Annotated in this window: 16 protein-coding genes and 3 pseudogenes; 14 read left to right on the top strand and 5 right to left on the bottom strand. The window is 57.1% G+C overall.

Features of this window, described 5'->3' with window-relative positions:
- Positions 1–130: pseudogene (locus tag AC1DOX_RS29950) on the bottom strand (hydrolase); the annotation flags it as partial.
- 349 nt (positions 131–479) lie between these two features.
- Between AC1DOX_RS29950 and AC1DOX_RS29945 the strand changes: the two are divergent.
- From AC1DOX_RS29945 to AC1DOX_RS29925, 5 genes are all read left to right on the top strand, one after another.
- Positions 480–1,670, top strand: coding sequence for a mandelate racemase/muconate lactonizing enzyme family protein (locus AC1DOX_RS29945; RefSeq protein WP_441624422.1), 1,191 nt, complete (start codon positions 480–482; stop codon positions 1,668–1,670).
- Between the two features lie 142 nt (positions 1,671–1,812).
- Positions 1,813–2,019 carry a hypothetical protein gene (locus AC1DOX_RS29940; protein WP_441624420.1) on the top strand — a complete coding sequence of 69 codons (207 nt, stop codon included), beginning with the start codon at positions 1,813–1,815 and terminating at the stop codon, positions 2,017–2,019.
- Positions 2,020–2,022: 3 nt separating this feature from the next.
- Positions 2,023–3,150, top strand: a complete 1,128-nt coding sequence (locus tag AC1DOX_RS29935; protein ID WP_441624426.1) for an MFS transporter — start codon at positions 2,023–2,025, stop codon at positions 3,148–3,150.
- A gap of 60 nt (positions 3,151–3,210) precedes the next feature.
- Positions 3,211–4,140, top strand: coding sequence for a 2-dehydropantoate 2-reductase (locus AC1DOX_RS29930; RefSeq protein WP_092136879.1), 930 nt, complete (start codon positions 3,211–3,213; stop codon positions 4,138–4,140).
- 193 nt (positions 4,141–4,333) lie between these two features.
- On the top strand, positions 4,334–5,014 hold the full coding sequence (locus AC1DOX_RS29925) for a GntR family transcriptional regulator (protein ID WP_441624418.1): 681 nt from the start codon (positions 4,334–4,336) through the stop codon (positions 5,012–5,014).
- Positions 5,015–5,075: 61 nt separating this feature from the next.
- Here the strand turns inward: AC1DOX_RS29925 and AC1DOX_RS29920 are convergent, their stop codons facing one another.
- Positions 5,076–5,975, bottom strand: coding sequence for an N-acyl homoserine lactonase family protein (locus AC1DOX_RS29920; RefSeq protein ID WP_092136877.1), 900 nt, complete (start codon positions 5,973–5,975; stop codon positions 5,076–5,078).
- Positions 5,976–6,011: 36 nt separating this feature from the next.
- Positions 6,012–6,401, bottom strand: a complete 390-nt coding sequence (locus tag AC1DOX_RS29915) for a cupin domain-containing protein (protein ID WP_092136876.1) — start codon at positions 6,399–6,401, stop codon at positions 6,012–6,014.
- Between the two features lie 111 nt (positions 6,402–6,512).
- Between AC1DOX_RS29915 and AC1DOX_RS29910 the strand changes: the two are divergent.
- From AC1DOX_RS29910 to AC1DOX_RS29880, 7 genes and pseudogenes are all read left to right on the top strand, one after another.
- Positions 6,513–6,806, top strand: a pseudogene (locus tag AC1DOX_RS29910) (LysR family transcriptional regulator); the annotation flags it as partial.
- A 107-nt stretch (positions 6,807–6,913) separates the two neighbouring features.
- Positions 6,914–7,063, top strand: coding sequence for a DUF5131 family protein (locus AC1DOX_RS29905; RefSeq protein WP_441624424.1), 150 nt, complete (start codon positions 6,914–6,916; stop codon positions 7,061–7,063).
- Positions 7,064–7,874: 811 nt separating this feature from the next.
- The gene (locus AC1DOX_RS29900; RefSeq protein WP_441624415.1) at positions 7,875–8,792 is read left to right on the top strand and encodes a hypothetical protein; all 918 of its coding nucleotides are present in this window, start codon (positions 7,875–7,877) and stop codon (positions 8,790–8,792) included.
- Entirely contained in the window at positions 8,767–9,525 is a 759-nt protein-coding gene (locus tag AC1DOX_RS29895; protein WP_441624414.1) for a hypothetical protein, read from the top strand. The genes AC1DOX_RS29900 and AC1DOX_RS29895 overlap by 26 nt, the downstream gene beginning before the upstream one ends.
- 311 nt (positions 9,526–9,836) lie before the next feature.
- Positions 9,837–10,370, top strand: a complete 534-nt coding sequence (locus AC1DOX_RS29890; RefSeq protein WP_441624412.1) for a DUF2726 domain-containing protein — start codon at positions 9,837–9,839, stop codon at positions 10,368–10,370.
- A gap of 817 nt (positions 10,371–11,187) precedes the next feature.
- Positions 11,188–12,711 (top strand): RNA-directed DNA polymerase, encoded by a 1,524-nt coding sequence (locus AC1DOX_RS29885; protein ID WP_441624410.1) that lies wholly within the window; start codon positions 11,188–11,190, stop codon positions 12,709–12,711.
- A 327-nt stretch (positions 12,712–13,038) separates the two neighbouring features.
- Complete coding sequence (locus tag AC1DOX_RS29880) at positions 13,039–14,409, top strand: ATP-binding protein (protein WP_441624408.1); 1,371 nt, start codon at positions 13,039–13,041, stop codon at positions 14,407–14,409.
- Positions 14,410–14,748: 339 nt separating this feature from the next.
- On the opposite strand, the gene AC1DOX_RS29875 is transcribed toward AC1DOX_RS29880, so the two are convergent.
- Positions 14,749–15,906, bottom strand: a complete 1,158-nt coding sequence (locus AC1DOX_RS29875; protein WP_441624406.1) for a DUF4238 domain-containing protein — start codon at positions 15,904–15,906, stop codon at positions 14,749–14,751.
- Between the two features lie 114 nt (positions 15,907–16,020).
- Between AC1DOX_RS29875 and AC1DOX_RS29870 the strand changes: the two are divergent.
- Together AC1DOX_RS29870 and gapS1 are read left to right on the top strand one after the other, a co-directional pair.
- Positions 16,021–16,337 (top strand): annotated as a pseudogene (locus AC1DOX_RS29870) (transposase); the annotation flags it as partial.
- Between the two features lie 179 nt (positions 16,338–16,516).
- A complete protein-coding gene (gene gapS1, locus AC1DOX_RS29865; RefSeq protein WP_441624404.1) occupies positions 16,517–18,064 on the top strand; it encodes a GapS1 family protein in 1,548 nt (515 codons plus the stop codon).
- A gap of 453 nt (positions 18,065–18,517) precedes the next feature.
- Here the strand turns inward: gapS1 and AC1DOX_RS29860 are convergent, their stop codons facing one another.
- Positions 18,518–18,775, bottom strand: a complete 258-nt coding sequence (locus tag AC1DOX_RS29860; RefSeq protein WP_441624402.1) for a GlsB/YeaQ/YmgE family stress response membrane protein — start codon at positions 18,773–18,775, stop codon at positions 18,518–18,520.
- Between the last annotated feature and the right edge of the window lie 345 nt (positions 18,776–19,120).

The following is a 19,120-nucleotide window of genomic DNA, read 5'->3' as shown; positions in this document are numbered from 1 at the left end:
GGCCCACGACGTTGTTCTTCATGGTCTGGCGGTCCATCGACTGCACGCCGAAGGCCATCTGGGGCTGGTGGTCGATGATGATGAGCTGGCTGTTGCGCGGGGTCAGGACTTGCAGCTTGGCGTTCGACATGGTGCTCTCCGGTATAAAAGGTGGTTCAATAATTTTTAGGTGTTATCGGACGGCGCTTCCGGCGCTCTGTTTGGCTTACCGCTGTTGTCGTGCCGTCCATGTGCAGAACTATAGCGACCGCCATCCCGGAGAAAGTTGCGGATCGCTGTCATAGTTATTCAAAATTATTGAATATAGATCACACCCTCAAGAACCCTTCTGCCACGGCCAATTTCACGCCCCATGACAGAACCCTTTACCGGCGAACCCTCTTCCCCGGGTTTACGTTAGTTGCCCAGCCCCACGCGACGACCTAAATTCACAGTTAATTGTTAACAATCAATTGTTGGCAACTAACAAGCGAGGAAACATGCGTATTGAGCACTTTGAGACCATTGCCTGCGATGCGGGGTGGCGAAATTACTACTTCTTGAAGGTTGTGACCTCTGACGGCACGGTTGGCTGGAGCGAGTACGACGAGTCCTTTGGCCCGCCAGGGCTGACCGCTGTGATCGAACAGCTGGCCGCTCGTTTGATCGGCAAGTCGGTGTACGACCACGAAGAGGCCTATGGGCGCCTTGCGGCATCGTTGCGTCCTGCTCCCTATGGGCTCAGCGCAGAGGCGATCGGTGCGATCGAGAATGCGCTGCTCGATGCGAAGGCCAAGTCGCTAGGGTTGCCGGTTTATCAGTTGCTCGGCGGCAAGCATCGGGACAGTGTGCCGATTTACTGGTCTCACTGCGCGACCTGGCGGATCAGCCATCCCAAGCTCTATCAACCGGCCATCGTCGATCTGGACGGGGTCAAGAAGGCGGGTGCCGATGCGCGCAAATCCGGCATTTCGGCGCTGAAGACCAATCTGTTTGTCGATGAGCATGGCAAGCCGCGCCAGTGGATGGCTGGTTTCGGTTCGCCTTATGCGCCGTCGCTCAACGTCGACAAGGCATTGATCCGGAATTTGCGTGCGCACCTGGAAGCGCTGCGCGATGGGGCTGGCCCGGACGTCGATATTCTGGTTGATTTGAATTTCAACGCGCGCACCGAGGGTTATCTTGCGCTGATAAATGCGATCAAGGACTTCGATCTGTTCTGGGTCGAGCTCGACATCTACAATCCGGACGCCATGGCGTATATCCGCCAACGCAGCCACGCGCCAATCGCGGCGTGCGAGACGCTGTTTGGCGTGCGCCAGTTCCTGCCCTATTTCCAGGCGCAGTCGATGGACGTGGCCATTGTCGATGCGGTGTGGAACGGTGTCTGGCAGGCGATGAAGATTGCCAATGTCGCCGATGCGTTCGACGTCAATATCGCACCGCATAATTTCTACAGCCACCTCTCCACGATGATGAACGTGCATTTTGCGGCGGCGGTGCCGAATCTGCGCGTGATGGAAGTGGATGTGGATCGGCTGTCCTGGGACGACGAGCTCTTTACCAGCACGCCTCAAATCGAGCGCGGCGGGATTCTGGTGCCGGACGCGCCGGGCTGGGGTTGCGATCCCATCGAGGAAGCGCTGCGCGCCCATCCGCCGCAAGTCCGTCGCAGCCATCTGGGCCTGTAATCGCCGGGGCTGAAGCGTAGTCCTCTAATCATTTATTCCGATCACTTCCGGGGAGGAGGTGGAGACCGTCGCGCCCTGGCGCGAGCGACCTCGCCTCGGGAGCCGCCCATATCACCACCATTCCAATGGCTGGAGCAGGATCATGATGACAGTTTCCACCCCCGCCGCGCGGCAGCACACGGCGCCGTCGCACACGAGCGATGAGGTGCGGCGTACCTTTGCCAAGGTCACGTTGCGCATTATTCCGTTCCTTTTTGTCTGCTACGTCTTTGCCTATCTGGACCGCGTCAATATTGGCTTTGCCGCGCTGCAGATGAAACAGGACCTGGCGTTCTCCGACGCCGTCTAGGGGCTGGGAGCCGGCATTTTCTTCCTAGGCTATTTCCTGTTCGAGGTGCCCAGCAACCTGTTGCTCGAAAAAATCGGCGCACGCAAGACGCTGATGCGGATCATGGTCGTATGGGGATGCATTTCGGCGAGCTTTGCGTTTATCGCCACGCCTACGCAGTTCTACGTCGCGCGCTTCCTGCTCGGCGCGTTCGAAGCCGGGTTTTTCCCCGGCATCGTGCTGTATCTGACGTTCTGGTATCCGCCCGCCATGCGTGGAAAGATCATTACGCTCTTCATGTCGGCCATTGCGGTATCGGGTGTAATCGGCGGCCCGCTGTCCGGCTGGATCATGGTCAATATGACCGGTGCGTCGGGGCTGGGCGGCTGGCAGTGGCTGTTCATAATCGAGGCGGTGCCGTCGATTATCCTCGGCGTGCTGGTCATGTTCGTGCTGTCCGACAAGCCGGCGGACGCCCGTTGGCTCACGGCCCGGGAGAAAGACATCCTGATCCACGAAGTGGGCGAAACTGGCACGCACGGCCATGATCATTCCTTCGTGAAGACCCTGCGTGACCCGCGTCTCTATGCGCTGTCGATGATTTACTTCACGATTGCTGCTGGGCTATACATCATCAGTTTCTGGCTGCCGGAGATGGTGCGCAGCTATCACGTGACCAATCCCCTGCAGATCGGCATCCTGACGGCGATTCCTTATGTGGTGACGTGCGTAGGCATGGTGATTGTGGGCAAGCATTCCGACAAGACCGGCGAACGCCGTTGGCACGTGGCGCTGGGCATGATCGTTGCCGCCATTGGCTTGGTCGCCGTAACCTTCGTCCATAGCAGCCTGCTTGTCGCGCTGGTCGTGTTGTCCATCACCACGCTCGGTATTCTGACCGCCATGCCGCTGTTCTGGACCATCCCTACCTCATACCTGTCCGCATCCGGTGCGGCGGGTGGCATCGCGGTCATTAACAGTATTGGTTTGATCGGTGGTTTCGCCAGCCCATCCGTGCTTGGCTGGGTCAAGATTACGACCGGGTCTCTGAGTTACGGCCTGTACATGTTCGCTGTCACGTTGGTACTGGGCGCCATTCTGCTGCTCACGGCCATGCCGCAGCGGTTGCTGAAGGGCGACGCGCGGCGCTGAACAGGTTGGCGCAAGGCCCGGCGCACGGGCCATCCCCTTATTTGACTTCATGGAGACATCATGCGAATTCTGGCTCTGGGTGCCGGCGCGATCGGCGGCTACTATGGCGGCCGACTGGTCCAGCAAGGTGCGGACGTCACCTTTCTCGTGCGCCCCGCGCGGCGCACTATCCTCGAACGCGATGGCCTGAATATTCGCAGCCAGTATGGCGATTACCATGCTGCGGTCAGAACGGTCACCCAGGAGGAACTGGACGGACACTGGGACATCGTACTGCTGACCAGCAAGGCCTATGACCTCGCTTCCGCCATCGAAGCCATTCGCCCGGCCGTAGGTCCGAATTCCGCTGTGCTGCCGTTGTTGAATGGCATGGCGCATCTCGATAAGCTCAACAAGGCGTTCGGTGCAGAGCGCGTGCTCGGTGGGCTAGCGAAAATCATCGTCACGCTGGACAAGGAAGGCACGATTCAGCATTTGAACGACTGGTGCTATATCAAGTTTGGCGAGCAGTCGGGTGTCATGAGCGACCGGGTACAGGCCCTGCAACGGGCGTTTCCAAAAGATAGCGTCGTCGCTACCGCCGTACCCGACATCATGCATCACCTCTGGGAGAAGTTTGTCCATCTCGCCACAGTGGCCACGGTGACGACGCTGCTGCGCGCGAGTGTCGGTGACATCGCACGCGTGCCGGGGGGCACCGAGCTCTTCTATCAGGTGCTTTCCGTCCATGCCGAGGTCGCCGCGCGAGAGGGATATCCGATGACCGATGCATTCCTGGCGGAATACCGGCAGTTGTTCGCCAACAAGGATTCGGCGTACGTCCCGTCAATCCTGCGCGATTTGGAAAAGAAGTCGGCCATCGAAGGCGACCACATTGTCGGATACATGCTCTCCCGCATCCGGGCGCATGGGCTTGACGAGTCCGTGCACCGGATCTGCTTGCTGAACCTGCAGGCCTATGAAGTACGGCGGGCGGCAGGAAGACTCTAATTCCGCTCTACATGGTGCCTAGAAGGCACATTCGCTTCATTTGGCCACCTAGGGTTAACTGCCCACAATTAACAATCGTCTTTGTTGGGCGGTAAGATGCTAGTCATCCGCCCGTGTCTGGCAGCCCAGGGCTTGCGCCTCGCACCCGCTCCATGGTGGTTCGGGTGCGTTTTCCGTTTCCGGTCAAGCATCTATGAGTACTCGCATTGAAATCGACAAACGCAGCCTCGATCGGCAGGCCGCCGACTGGATTCGCGACGCCATTTTCTCTGGTGATCTCGCGCCCGGTTCCCGGCTTACCGAAATCGCGCTTGCCAAACAGATCGGCCTCTCGCGCTCGACAGTCCGCGCCGGCATGCAGCGCCTCGCCAGTGAAGGTCTGCTGATCCAGCATGCCTATACCGGGTGGGAAGTCGTGTCGCTGTCGGCGGAAGACGCCTGGGAGCTCTATACGCTTCGCAGCAACCTGGAAGGTATGGCCTCGAGACTGGCCGCCGCGAATATCGATGACGCCGGCCGCAAGAAACTGCGCGAGGCGCTGGCCGCACTGAAATTCGCCATCGCCGACATGGATCGCCGGCGCATCGCCGAGGCAGACCTGGCTTTCCATAAGACGGTTGTTGCGCTATCCGGGCATCGCCGCCTGATCGTCCAGTATGGTTTGATCAGCGACCCCGTGATGCTCTATATCCTCATGACGACGAAGCTGATGGAGTATTCAGAAGCCATTTATGCCGAGCACGAGCATATGGCGTCGGCGATCCTGCAGGGCGATACGGCCGAAGCCGAGAAACTGGCCCATGACTATGCGCAGATGCATGGCGAGCGTCTGGTGAAGGTATTGCAGACGCAAGGCGAGTTTCAGGAAGTTTGAAGCAAGACGGCGCCGACACGGGTTGAGCGTCGGCGCCGCGAATCATCGGGCCTTGGTCGTCTCAGTCGTAATAGGCGGGAAGCAGCTTGAGCTGTTCGGCCTGGTGCTTGTCATGATTGATGAACAGCCTCGCCTTGTAGGTTGCCATCAGTTTCCTGACCTTTTCCATCGACGCGAGCGAATCCGCATTACTGGTATTCAGCGACGGCACGATGCTTCGCTCGAAGTTGCCTTCCAGATGCACCACGTCGCCAGACAGGATCACAAATCCTGAATTCCTCAGGTGGACCATTAGCGACTGGCTGCCCGGCGTGTGGCCTGGCGTGGCCACCAGCGTCACGCTGCCATCGCCGAAAACGTCGGTATCCCCTTCAACCAGCTTGAGATCCTTCGGTTTTCCCATCAGCTTGCGCGCTAACGCCATCAACTGATTGACGTTCTCGTTCGATCCATTGGGCGAATGAATCCAGTCATACTCGGCCTTCTGCATGAGAATCGTCGAGTTCGGGAACAGGCCCACATTGCCGATATGATCGCCGTGGGTATGCGAAATTGCCACGCGGCCTACGTCATCCGGCTTGAGTCCGAGTTCCGCCAGTTGGCCCGTCAGCGTCTTGTCGAGGTGATAGACGATCAGTTTCGGCAGCGTGGACCACCCCTTGGGATCCTTGTACGACGATTCGGGCACGCCGGTATCCCAGAGCAGCCAATCCTTTCCGTGCTTGACCAGCCAGCAGGTCGACGAGAACTCGACGCTCTTGCCGACATTTTCGCCCGGTGTCCACACCGATTCGTCATTGGCCAGAGAGCGGCCGCAATCCACGCGGTACAGCCTGTCGGCCAAACCGGCCCGGGTGGCGTCCGGCAGCGCAGACGCCGCATGCGCAACCGGCGCACCTTCCAGCATGAACAGCAGAGACACCAGCGCAGATGTGAGCGCCACTTTTGTTTGCCTCAGCATTACCTATTCTCCTAGTGAGGATAATCAAATGGGATATCAGGGCGCACGCAGCACCAGTGGCTTGTTCTTCTCGACAATATAGTGAGCAATTGCCTTGAACCGCACCGTGCCGGTGTTGCAGACGTTATGCATTTCTTCCTGGCCGAACTGCAGCGGTCGTCCCGCCACAAGCCTCTGGTCCGGCTTGCTGTCGAACTTGGCGACCGCCTCGCCTTCAAGCACGTAGGCGCTTTCGATCCCCGGGTGGGCATGTCTGGTCGTGCACTGCCCCGGTTCGAGTTCGGCAATCACGCTGACCGTCTCGTAACCGGGCGGATAATCGATGGTCTGCAGCGGGGTTCGTTGCTGGGCCAACGCGTTGGTACCTGCGCCCAGCAGAACGACTCCGGCAGCAGCAACGGCCAGCGATCGTGTTGAATGTTTCATGGTGTCTTCTCCAAGTGGATTGTTATGGCTGTACTACGGGGGGTTAACTGACCCGCGCGCGTCATGCGCCCATCGCTATTGCAGATGGCTCAAGGCTATGTGCAATAACGGATGCCGAGAACTGAAATATCGAGATACGACCTATCTTTGATTCAGAGAGGTCAACGCGTTCTTGCGCAACGGGCTACAGTTGTGCAAGAGCATTCCATGGCAGACGGAGACACGGTTCGTATGGAACTGGCAGATTTGAAGAATTTCGAGGTGGTGGCGCGGCTGGGCAGCATGAACCGGGCCGCTACCGCACTGCACACCGTGCAGTCGAACATCACGGCACGCATCCGCGGGCTGGAGGAAGAACTGGGCACGCAGCTGTTCGAGCGCCATGCGCGCCGCGTGCGTCCCACACCCGCCGGCCAGCGGGTCCTTCCGTTTGTGGCGCGCATTGGCAAGCTGATGGCCGAAGCGCGCGCGGCGGCTCAGGACGATGGGGTTCGCGGCACACTGCACAGTCCATCCGCAAGCAGTGTCGTGCCGCAAGGGTTGCGTTTTTCTTCAAACAATGGGGGGTTCGGAAAGACCGCACCGGCCGTCAATTGAACGGGCGCACCTACGACGAGACGCCAAAGGTCCGTCGCACTACTCGAATCGAGCTGGCCGCGTAGCCTCGGCCTTCCGGCCTACCCTCTAGCTACCTATCCCCAAGCGTCGACATACGCCAGTACACCCAGGTGTGGACCGCGCACCGATACGCAACTTAGAGCCGCCGGCATTAGACATACTCCAAGCATTCACCCGCTAGCCGCGCCCAGCGAAGCGAAAGCCCGGCTTGCGCTGCAGTCCAGACCCGCCCCTCCGGTTGTCCGATCAGACCCCGGCACTACCTGCCTCGCCCGGGCCAATACCGCTCCACCTTTCTCGGTGGTGAATGCGTAGCCACTCGGTCCCGGATAGTCCCCTACCGTCGCTCGCCGGTTTGCCAATAGACGTGCCCACAGCCCCCGGCACTTTGCGCCCCCCTTCCGCGCGTTCTCTTTGCCCATTAACTTTGAGAATCCAACCCACTAACTGTGAGACGTGACGCACGCCTCGCCCTATGAAATTGTCCCGTCTCAAAGTTATTGGGTAGTCAACCCACATACGAATCAATGGGTTACGCACACTCGCTTCAAATTAACTGGGTTAAATTCTCACAGTTAATGGGTAATAAACACGACTTGTCTCATAGTTAATGGGTACACGCAGGCGCACCGCCAATGCGGCTCGGTCTCACTTGGCGGCGGCTCAGGACGGTTCTGTCGGCGAGCCGAGGTCTCTTCCCGGCCAGAAACGGCCGCTCGACATGCCGACCTAGATTGCACACAATCCTAATACAACCGCACCGGTTCAATTTCCACCTGCCGAGGGCACTCGCGATCTCGAAGTAGCACAGCCGGACCTGCCAGAGCCAACTTTAGAGCGAGGGTAAGAATAGTCATGAGTGGAGACAAGCGTGTTTCGCCGTTGCACTCTGAGAAGGATTTCCGAGCGTTTCTCAAGAAGAATGCGCTTCTGCTCAAATCACTGAACCTGAGCGATGCAATGCGGGCAGCAATGGAGTTCCGCGACATGTCACTCGACACGTATGAGGTGCTTACTTCAGAAGGGGATGGCCTTGCGTTCGATGCGCATCTCGGTACCCCCGATAGAGGTACGAGATTTGAGATTGCCATCTGCCGTCTTTTTCGTCTCGCTCCTGATGATGAAGCAGCGTATCGCTGGCCCGCCGTTCGGCTAAAGCTGCGCTTGCAATACAAGCTAGACAAGACGGTGCTCGAGTACCTTGCTCGGAACCGCGTCTACGGGGTCGGTCAATCGTTTGTCACTTGGTCGCGCGCCTCACGAGACGATTTTCTGCGTCAAGTCGAAGCTAGCGACTCCTTCAAAACCTTCAGTCTGATGCCGCCGACGGAAGTTCGCCTCTCCATCGACGAATGGCAGTATAACCGCCACAACCCGATGCCCACTCCAGAGAAGGAGCCTTGGTGGGGCATCTTTGACGTTGTTCGAACGACAGCGTTGGTCAGGGCTAGGCGACGCTGGCTGGCGGCCAGCAGTGGGGCCGGCGGCGTTCGGACCAGGGAGCGCCACTCGACAGGCACCTCTAATTTGCACACAATCTCGACGTTCGCGGCGACAGCAGTAGTCTCCGAGCGAAAACTAACTGGATGCAGTTCTTTCAGACATTTGCATCATTTGAAGTTCTCGCTTGGCTGGCAAGCAATGGGACATTTGTCTCGGCCTCCGCATGGTGCAACGGGATCTATCGGACTTAGATATGGATCAACTTGTTCTGACATTGAATTCCGACGGCGTTGCGAGCCCAGGTATGAAGGCCGCCCGAGATGCCAGTGAGATCGTCAGATTCGCGCTGAACTCGCTGGCCAACTCCGACCTCAGCATCGCTCCGCCTGTTATGGGCCACCCTATTGCTTATGATATGGGAAGTAGCGCAAACAATGCTGATGAGCGCCGCACGCTATATACCAACTGGATTCTGTCCCAAGCGTTCTCCGAAGTGGTTCGCGGCATTCGCGACTCGTTGGAGGAGGCGTATTTCTTCTTGCAACTTGCGAAGATTCATGACGGACCAATAAAGTCCGACGCATTTAATGCGCTGATGAGCGAGTCCCGCAAAGAAGCGCAGCGCGCAAAGTTCCCAGACCTGATTGCCAGCGTTAACAAAGAGCTCACCGCTGCCTTGGCGTTCACAACTGAGTTCCAATCTTTGCAGAAAGTACGCAACTGCCTTGAGCACCGAGGAGGTATCGTGGGCACCCAAGATGCCGACGCCGACGGAGTACTGACGCTCAGCTTGCCCCGCATCAGAGTCTTCTACATCAGAGGAACAGAAGAGGTGGAGTTGGTGCCAGGCAGCACCGTCGATCCTGGCGATGATAGGGACAATGTTGAGATCTATTCTCAGCGCGTAACTCGAACGCGCTCCTATCGTGTCGGCGAGCGGGTTACCTTTACCGCCGACGAGTTTCATGAGATTAGCTTCGCCTGTACGTTGTTTCTTGGCGACCTCGTCGCGAAGCTACCGCAAGCCACTCCTGGAGACGTGAAGAGGGGAAAGCTGACCTAACGATTGCTGCGATGGCTGTGTTGTCGCTGGCGAATATCTCCTTTGCGCGTCTCAGATCGGCCAGGAGCTGTCGCTCAAGCGAGCGCCTCGATTGTGCACACTTCCGCGATGAGCATGACGTATCCGGCCATCGCATGCCTGCCGCGAAATTGGCTTCGGGCGGAATTGTGATCACCGTGGCAAGTGTGGGTGGCCCCCTCCGTTTGGGGCATGCGAAGTTCAAGTGCTGTCGCCATAATCGCCGGTCAAGCCTTCGGGCACCGATGCCGCCGGTGAATGCGGACCACAAGAAGAGAATAACGAGGGGTCATATGAAGGCATTGTTCGCGCTGGCGCTGCTCATGGCGCTCGTCTTCATCCTGCTGGGCACCATCAAGGCAAAGCGGTCCGGGCGCGGGACTCCGCAGGGCTATCAGTTCGCCCGCAAGGCACCGTTTCTGCGCGATGACGAAATCCATCTCTACGAGCGGCTGGTCATTGCCCTGCGGAATGCCCATGTGTTTCCGCAGGTAGCCATGTCGGCTTTTGTGCAGCACAAAGGAAAGGAGCACGGTGCCCGGAGTCTGTTTGCGCAGAAATATGTCGATTATCTCGTCTGTGAACGCGGGACGATGCGACCGCTGTATGTGATTGAGCTTGACGGCGCTTCGCATGGCAGCGCGAAAGCGAAAAAGCGGGATGGACAGAAGAACCAGGTGCTGGAATCGGCCGAAATCCCGATCAAGCGATACACGTCAAAGAACGTGGACTTCAAAGTTATTTTGCTGGATTTTGCTTCGGTGGTGGGGTCGGTGGAGCCGGTTGAAGTCTCCAAAAGTAGGAATGCGGTGGGTGTTGTCTCGTAAGCGAATGTGCTTTTGGACCGCGAGCGCTTCAGGTCGGCCATGAGCGGTCGTCCGAGGCGATGTGTCGCATGCTCCCGACACCCCCACTTTCGACTTCTAGCTACGGCCGCGCCACAGTGCTCGTTCCACGTTGGCTTTACTGAGGAGAGAACTATTCGACTCGCCGAGCGATCCTTTGCCGAGGTATTTGCCTTTTAGCACCGTGAGAGTGTTTCCGAAAAAGGAGAATGTGCATGCGAAATTCTGTTGCAGTCATATTTTTGCTTTTCGCTGCAATATCATCTGCGGCAGCCGCCAATTGTCACAGAACCACCATACAAGAGCCACAGCCATTTCTCGGTACCGGCGATGGAAGCGAAATAATAATTCTTTCGGATGGCAGCATATGGAAGGATATCAGCTATCAATATCTGTATCTATACGAATACTTCCCGAGTGTAGTTATATGCCCGAGTACCGGGAAGATGATCTTAGGAAAGCACGAGTTCCGCGTAGTTCGAATTCGATGACCCACCGCAACTGTCCGGTCGTCGGGGCGGCCGGACATCTTCATCTCTTCACCGGGGCTAAGAACCGTACTGTGGGGCTCTTCGAGCCGCCGGACTGTCGGCTGACCCGCACCTGGCCGGAGAATGAGGGCCGACGACGGGGTCCGCCCAGAAGCGGACACTCGTTCCATTCGCGGATTTTAGGTTTGACTAAATGACGGCAGAAGGTATTGCACCAATGAGCCCGACTAAATTCGATCTTTTTGGGAGATCACTCGTCTTTGGCGGCTTATCATCTATTTGTAATTAGGCGTCTCGACACTTCTCTTATGACCATCCTCACCGAACAGTCGCTGGAGTTCGCCCGCGAACACATTGGCAAGTTCTACGACTCGGACTTCTTTCCGAAGCCTGTCGAGTTCGAAGCTCTATGGCACCAGTGGGACGAAGTAAAGAAGGAGTTGCTCTCCAAGAACGTCACCAAGTTCTGGATCACAGCTCCTCGGGCGATGACCATTTCCAAGCCCAAAGCAGGTTTCCGCGTCGTACATCAACTGGAACCCCTTGATGCAATCATCTACGCCGCGCTCGCCTGCCATGTCGCAGGTGCGGTCGAAGCCGCAAGGCAGCCAGTAAACGACCGAATTGCGTGCTCATACCGGTTTCACATCGCAGACGGAAGCTACTTCTCAGGCGGCTCCGGTTGGACAAACTTCACAGAAAAGACGGAAGAACTGGCGGTACAGTTCTCTTACATTCTGGTCACGGACATAACCGATTTCTACAACCAGATCTACCTTCACCGCCTGAACAACGCTATCGAAACGGCCGACGCAAGCTTAAAGCCTGTTGCAGACGACATTGAATGGCTTTTGTCCACGTTAAACAGCAAGTCGTCGCAAGGAGTTCCTGTCGGACCAGCGCCAAGCATAGTCATGGCGGAGGCGGTTCTTATTGATGTCGACGTTTTCCTAAAGGACCAAGGAATTGCGCATACGCGCTATGTCGATGACATTCGCATCTTTTCAAACTCTCCTCGGATTCTGTATCAGGTTCTAGAGCGCCTGACGCTTTACCTTTACGAAAATCATAGACTGACGCTTTCCTCCGAGAAGACGATTGTGATGGAAGCCAAGACCTACGTGCAGGAACATATCCATAGTACGTACGCCGATGAGAAGGTTGAACTCCTAGAAACTCTTGAGATCTACAACCCCTATACCGATGAGATTGAAGAGGTGGAAGTGATAGTCGACGACGAAGAGGAGATCCAGAGGGCCAAGCTGGAACTTGCGATTGAGAAGGTGTTGAACTACCAACATCTAGACCTTGGCGTAGCCAGAAGCGTCATTCGCACCGCGCGGCGAAACAAGATTTCGTCAATCGCAGGACACCTAATTAAAAACTTCGAGTTCTTCGTCCCAGCAGTCAACGACGTAGCGCTGTATCTCCAGGAGGTTACCGACAGCGATCTCGCCAAGGAACTTGTTCCTCAGTTTGAAAAGCTCATTGAATCTGAGGAACTGGACAGTCAGTTAGTTCGTTTTTGGATTGAGTGGTACCTGTCTCAGAACGATGTTTACATGGCGTCGCCAAAGCTTCAACAGTTTGTCTTCTCCGGTTCAAACATCGAGAATCAGGCCCTTGCTGCCATTACCACCAAGAACGTTGCCTGGGTTAGAAAACACAAGGCGGGCGTATATAACTTGGGGGGGTGGGCGAGGCGGGCCGTGCTCAATGCCGCGCGAGTGCTGCCAAGCGATGAACGAAGCCACTGGCTCAAGATGATTCTCGGAGCATCACCCGTGGTTCTCGATAGATGGATGGCGAAGTGGGTCATCGAGACAGCGTGACGCCTGTGTAGCCAGCGCGGCCGATACCGGCCACGAGCGGCCGTTTGAAATCGGCCCCACATTGCGTGCAATTCACCGCAGCGGTGTCCCTTCGATGCCTCGGTTGCCATCGCACTGAATTCGGCCAATCGAAGTACTTGGGATATAACCTGGGACAGAAACGGTGCTTTGTCGCAGGCGGCGAAATAACTCCTTCCAGCCGGCTAGCGATGGCGGCACAATTTGGACCTTGGGACGCCCACTGGATCCCCTCGGGACGTGCAATGTCATAATTAGGCGCTCCCAACGGGAGCGAGCATTATCAGATGCCTATTAATCGGAGGAGATGTGATTCGAGGATACACGGAGGACGAGTTTGGAACAAAGCTGGGCACAATCCTGTCTGCTTCGCGGCCAATTCATAGCATCGAGTTCCTGAAGGGCCGCGATAAAGAGTTAGAGACCATCAAACAAAGCCTCTACGCGCCAGGGCGGCATGTGTTCATTCATGGTGATCGCGGTGTCGGCAAGAGTTCACTGGGGCAGACCGCAGCCGTCCAGTATCAATGCTCGCAGGCAGCCCCGGTATTCGTTTCCGGCTCACCGGATGACACGTTTAGCACGATCATTGCCAATATCGTGACGCAAGCTCTTCGCCAACCGCGGACGGAGAACATCAAAACGACACGTTCTGCTACCCTCGACCTCGTCAAAATAAAGTTGGCGGCAGGCACGGAGGTCAGTGCAGTCGACATTGCCGCTCGGATTGGATCCATCGGAGATGCCGTCGCCCTCCTAGAGGAGGTCGCGGACAAGCGCCCGGGGAACACGGCGGTGGTGATTGATGAGTTCGACGCGATTCCTGACGGCGCAGAGCGCAACAAGTTCGCTGCGCTTCTTAAACAAATGGGGGATCGGTCAGTCGACATAAAGTTCATCTTCACCGGCATAGGGCACTCACTTGACGAACTGTTGGGGGCGCACCAATCGTCGTATCGTCAGCTTGAGCAAGTCAACCTACTCCGGTTAGGCTGGGACGCTCGCAGGGACATTGTCCAGGGAGCTGCCGATGCTTTCGAGCTCCAACTCGACAACGATGTCAACTGGCGCATCGCCATGGTTAGCGACGGATTTCCCTACTACGTTCACCTAATTACGGAGAAGATCTTGTGGAGCGCATTCTCGTCCGATTCGGAAGTGACGGAGATCGACGCTGATCTGTTCCTCCACGGGCTGGGTGAGGCCATTCTCTCTACCATTGGCGAGCTCAAGCGCCCATACGAGAAGGCAGTAGTTCATCATCCCGAAATGGAGGATCTGGTCTGGGCAACAGCGGATCACGAGGATCTGACTCGAACCGTAGACGGCATCTTCCAGTCTTACCAGATGGTACTTTCGAAGCGAGCTGACGGGCGTCAGCCCCTGGAACGAACCCGATTTGCGGCGCAACTTCGGAAGCTTCGTGGGGCCGCCTATGGCTCGGTGCTGACACAGCCTCAAGGTGGGCGACAGGGGCTCTATACCTACACGGAGAAAATGCTACGCGGATACGTCCGCATGCAGGCTGAAGCGAACGGCATTGAGTTGACCGGCGAGCAGCCAGCACGAAAGCAAGCCATGCATGTCGGTAATGCACGTAGCGGCTATCGGGGACCAAGCATTCCCCGCGGCGTTCGCACCGATAAGTCGGTGTCCGAGTGGGAAGACGCCAGTTCGTAAACATGACCCCAATCGGCGGTCACGCTGTTATAACGCGACCCGCGACACGCCCACGGCTGATTTGGATGGATGATGGAACTGCACTTCGCTGCAGTTCCTTGAACGACATGCGCACACCGCAATCGCGCTCGCGGTCACGCTGTACGGGGTCAGCTTCGTTGTGCGGGCACTCGCCAGCGTGGGCGACAGTAAGCGAAACCCATACACGCACCGAGGGTGGTGAAGCGCGCCGCGATAAATTGCGGGGCTGCACCGAGATAAATCCCCTTTGCGGGTACAGAGCGTGAAAGCGAATTGCAAGGGCAGCCAACCCGACGGCAGACGGAGGTCGTGGCGGCCCTAATCCACCAATTCCTCGTCGGCTCCCTTGTTTTCCGCAAGGTGCTTTGCCAGAACCCGCTTGAAATGGGCTTCCATTTCTTCTGCTTTCTGCACCTCGCGCGCGAATTCGGCCTTTGAACCCGGACGGCGCCCGAACTGGTCTTGGAAATGGTAACGTCCGCTAGTCGTTTTCATGACCGTATATCCGGACTGCCTCAGGACTTTGTCTTTTGACGGAAGCAGAAACTTGCCAATCTTGTTCCACTGCGTCGTTTTCAGGTGTCGCTCCGGGTAAAGGTCATGCTCTGATCGCCCTGCGATATATCTCTCAGCCCCACTCTTAATAATGTAATTCACTTCGAGCACCTGCTTCTCCGTCAGGCACCTACCGCGGATGCAGTCGTCATACCGCACCATGGGATTTGCTTCGTCGAAATATCGAGCATTGGTCCGTTCCTTGCGGGCCTTGGCCGGCCCTGGCGAGTGAGCAAATTCGACGTGCGTCAGGACATACAAGCGCTCTTTGTCGAACGGGAATAGCGTTTGTGTGCCAAGCCAGTGAAGATGAGGGTCATAGCCCGACGGTATTGCGGGGTCCTGGGGAAAAACATGCGAGTTATAGAGCGTTACGGGATGATCAGAAAAGATGAATTTCGTTGCACTTTGTGAGGCGTTAACGATCTCTAGGGTACCTTCAGCCCACATGATGCAATGCATGCGCCTTAGTTGCTGCATCAGCATCAGGACCGAATTTCGATCCCGTGCCTTACCCATTGAGCTAACGAACCGCAATCCTCTTGGTGTTCGCAAACGAAGAGCATCCATGAACTCGTACATGTGCCAGTAGGTCTGGTGGACATTGTCGTAGTCCTCATTAAGCCAAGCGTTGATGGCAGTTTGCCCAGACTTGTCGATGGCGCCGAACAGCCATCTCTCGATGTCGTCGTTCTCTACCCCCATAAACCGTGTGGCGTATAGATCCGGCTCCCAAAAAAGGGCGGCTGGCCCCTTGGTGAGGATTGATGGGCCTGTGCCACGCACATTTCCCGCCTTGTCACGGAAGACCGGAGGCTTGAGGTCCAGGACCTTGAACGCAGTTTGCCCGTCGCCAAGGAATCCACGTTGGTACCACTGAGGCACGTAATGGTGCCGATGACTCTGTTGCAGCGTGCTCATAGTTTCTGGCGTGTCTCCGCTTGTCTTATTTGTTGGCACGCCGTTAGCTTAACTGAGGTGATAGAGCAATTGTGACCGAGCGCCTTGAAGTGCCATATAGAGCACCTCAAGGGCGATACCTTCGCGGCCGGCCCGTGGGGCGAGAGATTCGCGTCGGTAGTCGCCATCTGACGACGAAACTGGAATCGATCATCCCGTTCTTCGCATTCGCGACGGCGGTTCGACGGGTGATTTACACCACGAACGCCATCGAAAGCATCAACGCCAGACTACGCAAGATCAATAAGACCTGGTGCCACTTCCACAGCGATGCCGCTATCACCAAACTGATCTGGCCGGGGCTGTCCAACATCACAGCAGAGTGGGGTCGAGTTGCGACGGAGTCGCGGAATGCAATGAACCAGTTCGCGATCGCTTACGGCGATCGCTATATCCACGATGACGGCGATCACGCTTGCCGATGCAAGCGCTTCAGCCCTTCAGTTGGACCTCCCTATCGGCGGAGTGCCTTTTTCCGACGCCCATCTGTCCTCATCAGATGGGTTTTTTTCTGATATTCAATCTCGATGCGTTAATGTACGGTCACATTTGAACAGTTGGGGGCGAAAGCATGGTGTTGCCGATTTCGACTCGGTTGGTGAACGGTGAATGGCGGCTGCTTGAGGACTTCGAAAAGCCGGGAATCAAGGACGAGTACACAGCTATCATGGCGCGTCTCCGACAATTCAGTGCGGCTTCCGTGGTAGTGCGCGCCTTTGAGATTCTCCGCAGCGCTCCGCAGGACCCCGTCGAAGAACTGGCCACGGCGCCGTGGCTAACGTTGCTCATCGTGAAGTGGGCGCTTCAAGATCCCCTGATGCACTATCGCACTGGCGCCAGCATCTCCCGCGCAGAGATGGATAGCATTCGGCAGCTCCTCTGGCAACAGTCGAACGGCCGACGGCGTGACGGTGGACGACCAAGAAGCGTGTTCCTGATGCTGCGGGCGCTCATGTATCCGCAACTCGAATTCCAGAGACAGGCGACCTTGGGATTTCTACGGTGGCCCGCGCTTTATGCACGGTTGCCAGCCAACTCCATAAGCCGCCGGCAATTCAAGGCTGCCCTGGGGGTAGAACCAAACGTCTTCATCGATATAGCTTTCGCGCTTTTTGCCCAAATACTGAACGGTCATCATGCTTTCAAACGGGACATTCTCGCTCCCTTGCGTGCGGCCTATGGTCGCGACCTCGACACGGTGTGCAACATTCTTGTGCGCGACCTGGCCGACCTGCGTCTGGAGTTGCAAAAGCCCCAGGCAAGCCGCATTGCCGGAAAGCTCGAGTTGTACGAGTTCCCATACGTAAAGCGCTTTCCGCTGCTACATACTACGAATGGCGAACTCCATTCCTGGCACCCGCTTGTCTTCGCACGGGGAGTCGAGGATGCGGTGCATCTTCGACTCTCCGAGCATTACGGCGGAGAATACAGCCGGTCGTTCAGCCGTGTCTTCGAAAAATACGTTACTGAGCTGACGGACGGCATCGGGTACCCCCGCTTAACTGAGGAAGAACTGAAGACGGTCGTCAGTCGGCATTCATCGGCCGTCGAAGCGATCCTCGAATTGCCCACATGCAATGTCTTGATCGAGGCGAAGATGAGTCTGTTTGCAGACGACGTGCTCTTGACCGACGACGAGAACACGGTGTTCAGCAAGACCGAGCGCTGTAGGGATGCGATTAATCAGGGCTGGAACGTGGGCAAGATTATTCGAGAGCATACGGACTTCGGTAATCGATACCGGAAGCCCACGGACTTTCTTATCGTTGTCACAAGCCGCGATCTCCTGCTTGGCGGCGGCAGGATGCTAGTGGACCTTTTCCGACCTGGTGCGTTTGCAGCGCCCGATGAGGATTCCGGCAAAAAGCTGCCGCTGAACAATGTGTTCATCATGGGCATTGAGGACTTCGAGTGTCTGATGGGATGCGTCGCAGCCAAGAAGGTAGATCTGGAGAAGGTCCTCCATAGGGCTGCCACCGCCAACGTGGACGGGCGGACCGGTCGGCTCTATTTCACGCATTTCTTGGCGGACGAGACTTCGGACATTCCGTCGCCACCGCTTATAACGTCCGCCGCAAACGATGCTGAAGCTAGGCTTGTTTCGTCGCTACCAAGTTGATCGGGTCCTTAGTCGGGATAACGAGCAACTACGCGCCGCAGCCAAATTTTCCAACGAGACTGTTTGAGTGTCCGCTTTAGAGAAGGTTGTCAGGCCGCTATGGGTCGGGTAGAGACGACCGGGTAGAAGCCGGTCGAGGCCCGATCCCAGCAAAAGCGGGCCTTCACTGTGAAATGCCTCACGTTGACCCGACACGCGGAACCGATCATCGATCGCACTGACAATACGGGATCGAGGCTGCCACATAACCTGCCATGCTCGGGCGCCCGAGCGGCCGCTACGCACGGGCCGATCCGTTTCACAGTGGGTTGTCGGTGGAAAATCCCCCCATTTCGCCTGGATTGGCGGAAGAGAAGCAGGCCTGCCGCCTCTCGGTGCCAGTTTTGCCTCCACACCGAGCGGTCGAGTAGCCGTAACACATTGCTGCGGCACAACTACCCGACCGGTCTACGCTTACCCGCGCGTGATCCCCCGAGCTACGACCAGGATCAGCACGGCCCCCACAGTAGCCGTGATCAGCGAGCCGATCCACCCCTTGCTGATGTGGATGTCCAGCTTAACCGCGAGCCAATGGGCGAGGAAGGCGCCGGCCACGCCCAGAACAATGTCCATTAGTAGGCCTAAGCCGCGGCCCTTCATTAGCACACCCGCCAGCCAGCCGGCAATGCCGCCGATCACGAGCAAGACAATTAAGCTTTCTTTGGTAGCCATGTATCCGTCGTCAGAGTTGAGGTTACTTGGCCGCTCCGACTGTTGCGCCAGCGCGGCCGTCGCGAAGCATAGCGGATTTCGTAATGCAGCCGGTTGCCAGGCGGCGGAGACCGTTGGGGGAACGAATCTGACCGCAAAACTTGCTCAAGTCGCGTCCGCAATCGAACGTCACGGCCAAGTCGGGTACGGTCTCGGTGTGAACCGCCCCGGGTTTAGTGGAGGCTCCAATTCTTGAGAGAATGGAGCCCATGAGCAAGCAAACCAAGTTTTCCCCCGAGGTCCGAGAGAGAGCCGTACGCCTGGTTCAAGAGCAACGCAGCGAGCATCCGTCGCTGTGGGCGGCAG

This window comes from Cupriavidus sp. 01L415 (genome assembly GCF_056400065.1).
This window is presented reverse-complemented; position numbering and strand designations above follow the sequence as displayed.

What these genes read in the sequence shown, in the direction of transcription:
- AC1DOX_RS29945 (WP_441624422.1), top strand. Translation starts at nt 480, where the DNA reads ATGCGTATTGAGCACTTTGAGACCATTGCCTGCGATGCGGGGTGGCGA.
- AC1DOX_RS29940 (WP_441624420.1), top strand. Translation starts at nt 1,813, where the DNA reads ATGATGACAGTTTCCACCCCCGCCGCGCGGCAGCACACGGCGCCGTCG.
- AC1DOX_RS29930 (WP_092136879.1), top strand. Translation starts at nt 3,211, where the DNA reads ATGCGAATTCTGGCTCTGGGTGCCGGCGCGATCGGCGGCTACTATGGC.
- AC1DOX_RS29925 (WP_441624418.1), top strand. Translation starts at nt 4,334, where the DNA reads ATGAGTACTCGCATTGAAATCGACAAACGCAGCCTCGATCGGCAGGCC.
- AC1DOX_RS29920 (WP_092136877.1), bottom strand. Translation starts at nt 5,975, where the DNA reads ATGCTGAGGCAAACAAAAGTGGCGCTCACATCTGCGCTGGTGTCTCTG.
- AC1DOX_RS29915 (WP_092136876.1), bottom strand. Translation starts at nt 6,401, where the DNA reads ATGAAACATTCAACACGATCGCTGGCCGTTGCTGCTGCCGGAGTCGTT.
- AC1DOX_RS29900 (WP_441624415.1), top strand. Translation starts at nt 7,875, where the DNA reads ATGAGTGGAGACAAGCGTGTTTCGCCGTTGCACTCTGAGAAGGATTTC.
- AC1DOX_RS29895 (WP_441624414.1), top strand. Translation starts at nt 8,767, where the DNA reads ATGAAGGCCGCCCGAGATGCCAGTGAGATCGTCAGATTCGCGCTGAAC.
- AC1DOX_RS29890 (WP_441624412.1), top strand. Translation starts at nt 9,837, where the DNA reads ATGAAGGCATTGTTCGCGCTGGCGCTGCTCATGGCGCTCGTCTTCATC.
- AC1DOX_RS29885 (WP_441624410.1), top strand. Translation starts at nt 11,188, where the DNA reads ATGACCATCCTCACCGAACAGTCGCTGGAGTTCGCCCGCGAACACATT.
- AC1DOX_RS29875 (WP_441624406.1), bottom strand. Translation starts at nt 15,906, where the DNA reads ATGAGCACGCTGCAACAGAGTCATCGGCACCATTACGTGCCTCAGTGG.
- gapS1 (WP_441624404.1), top strand. Translation starts at nt 16,517, where the DNA reads ATGGTGTTGCCGATTTCGACTCGGTTGGTGAACGGTGAATGGCGGCTG.
- AC1DOX_RS29860 (WP_441624402.1), bottom strand. Translation starts at nt 18,775, where the DNA reads ATGGCTACCAAAGAAAGCTTAATTGTCTTGCTCGTGATCGGCGGCATT.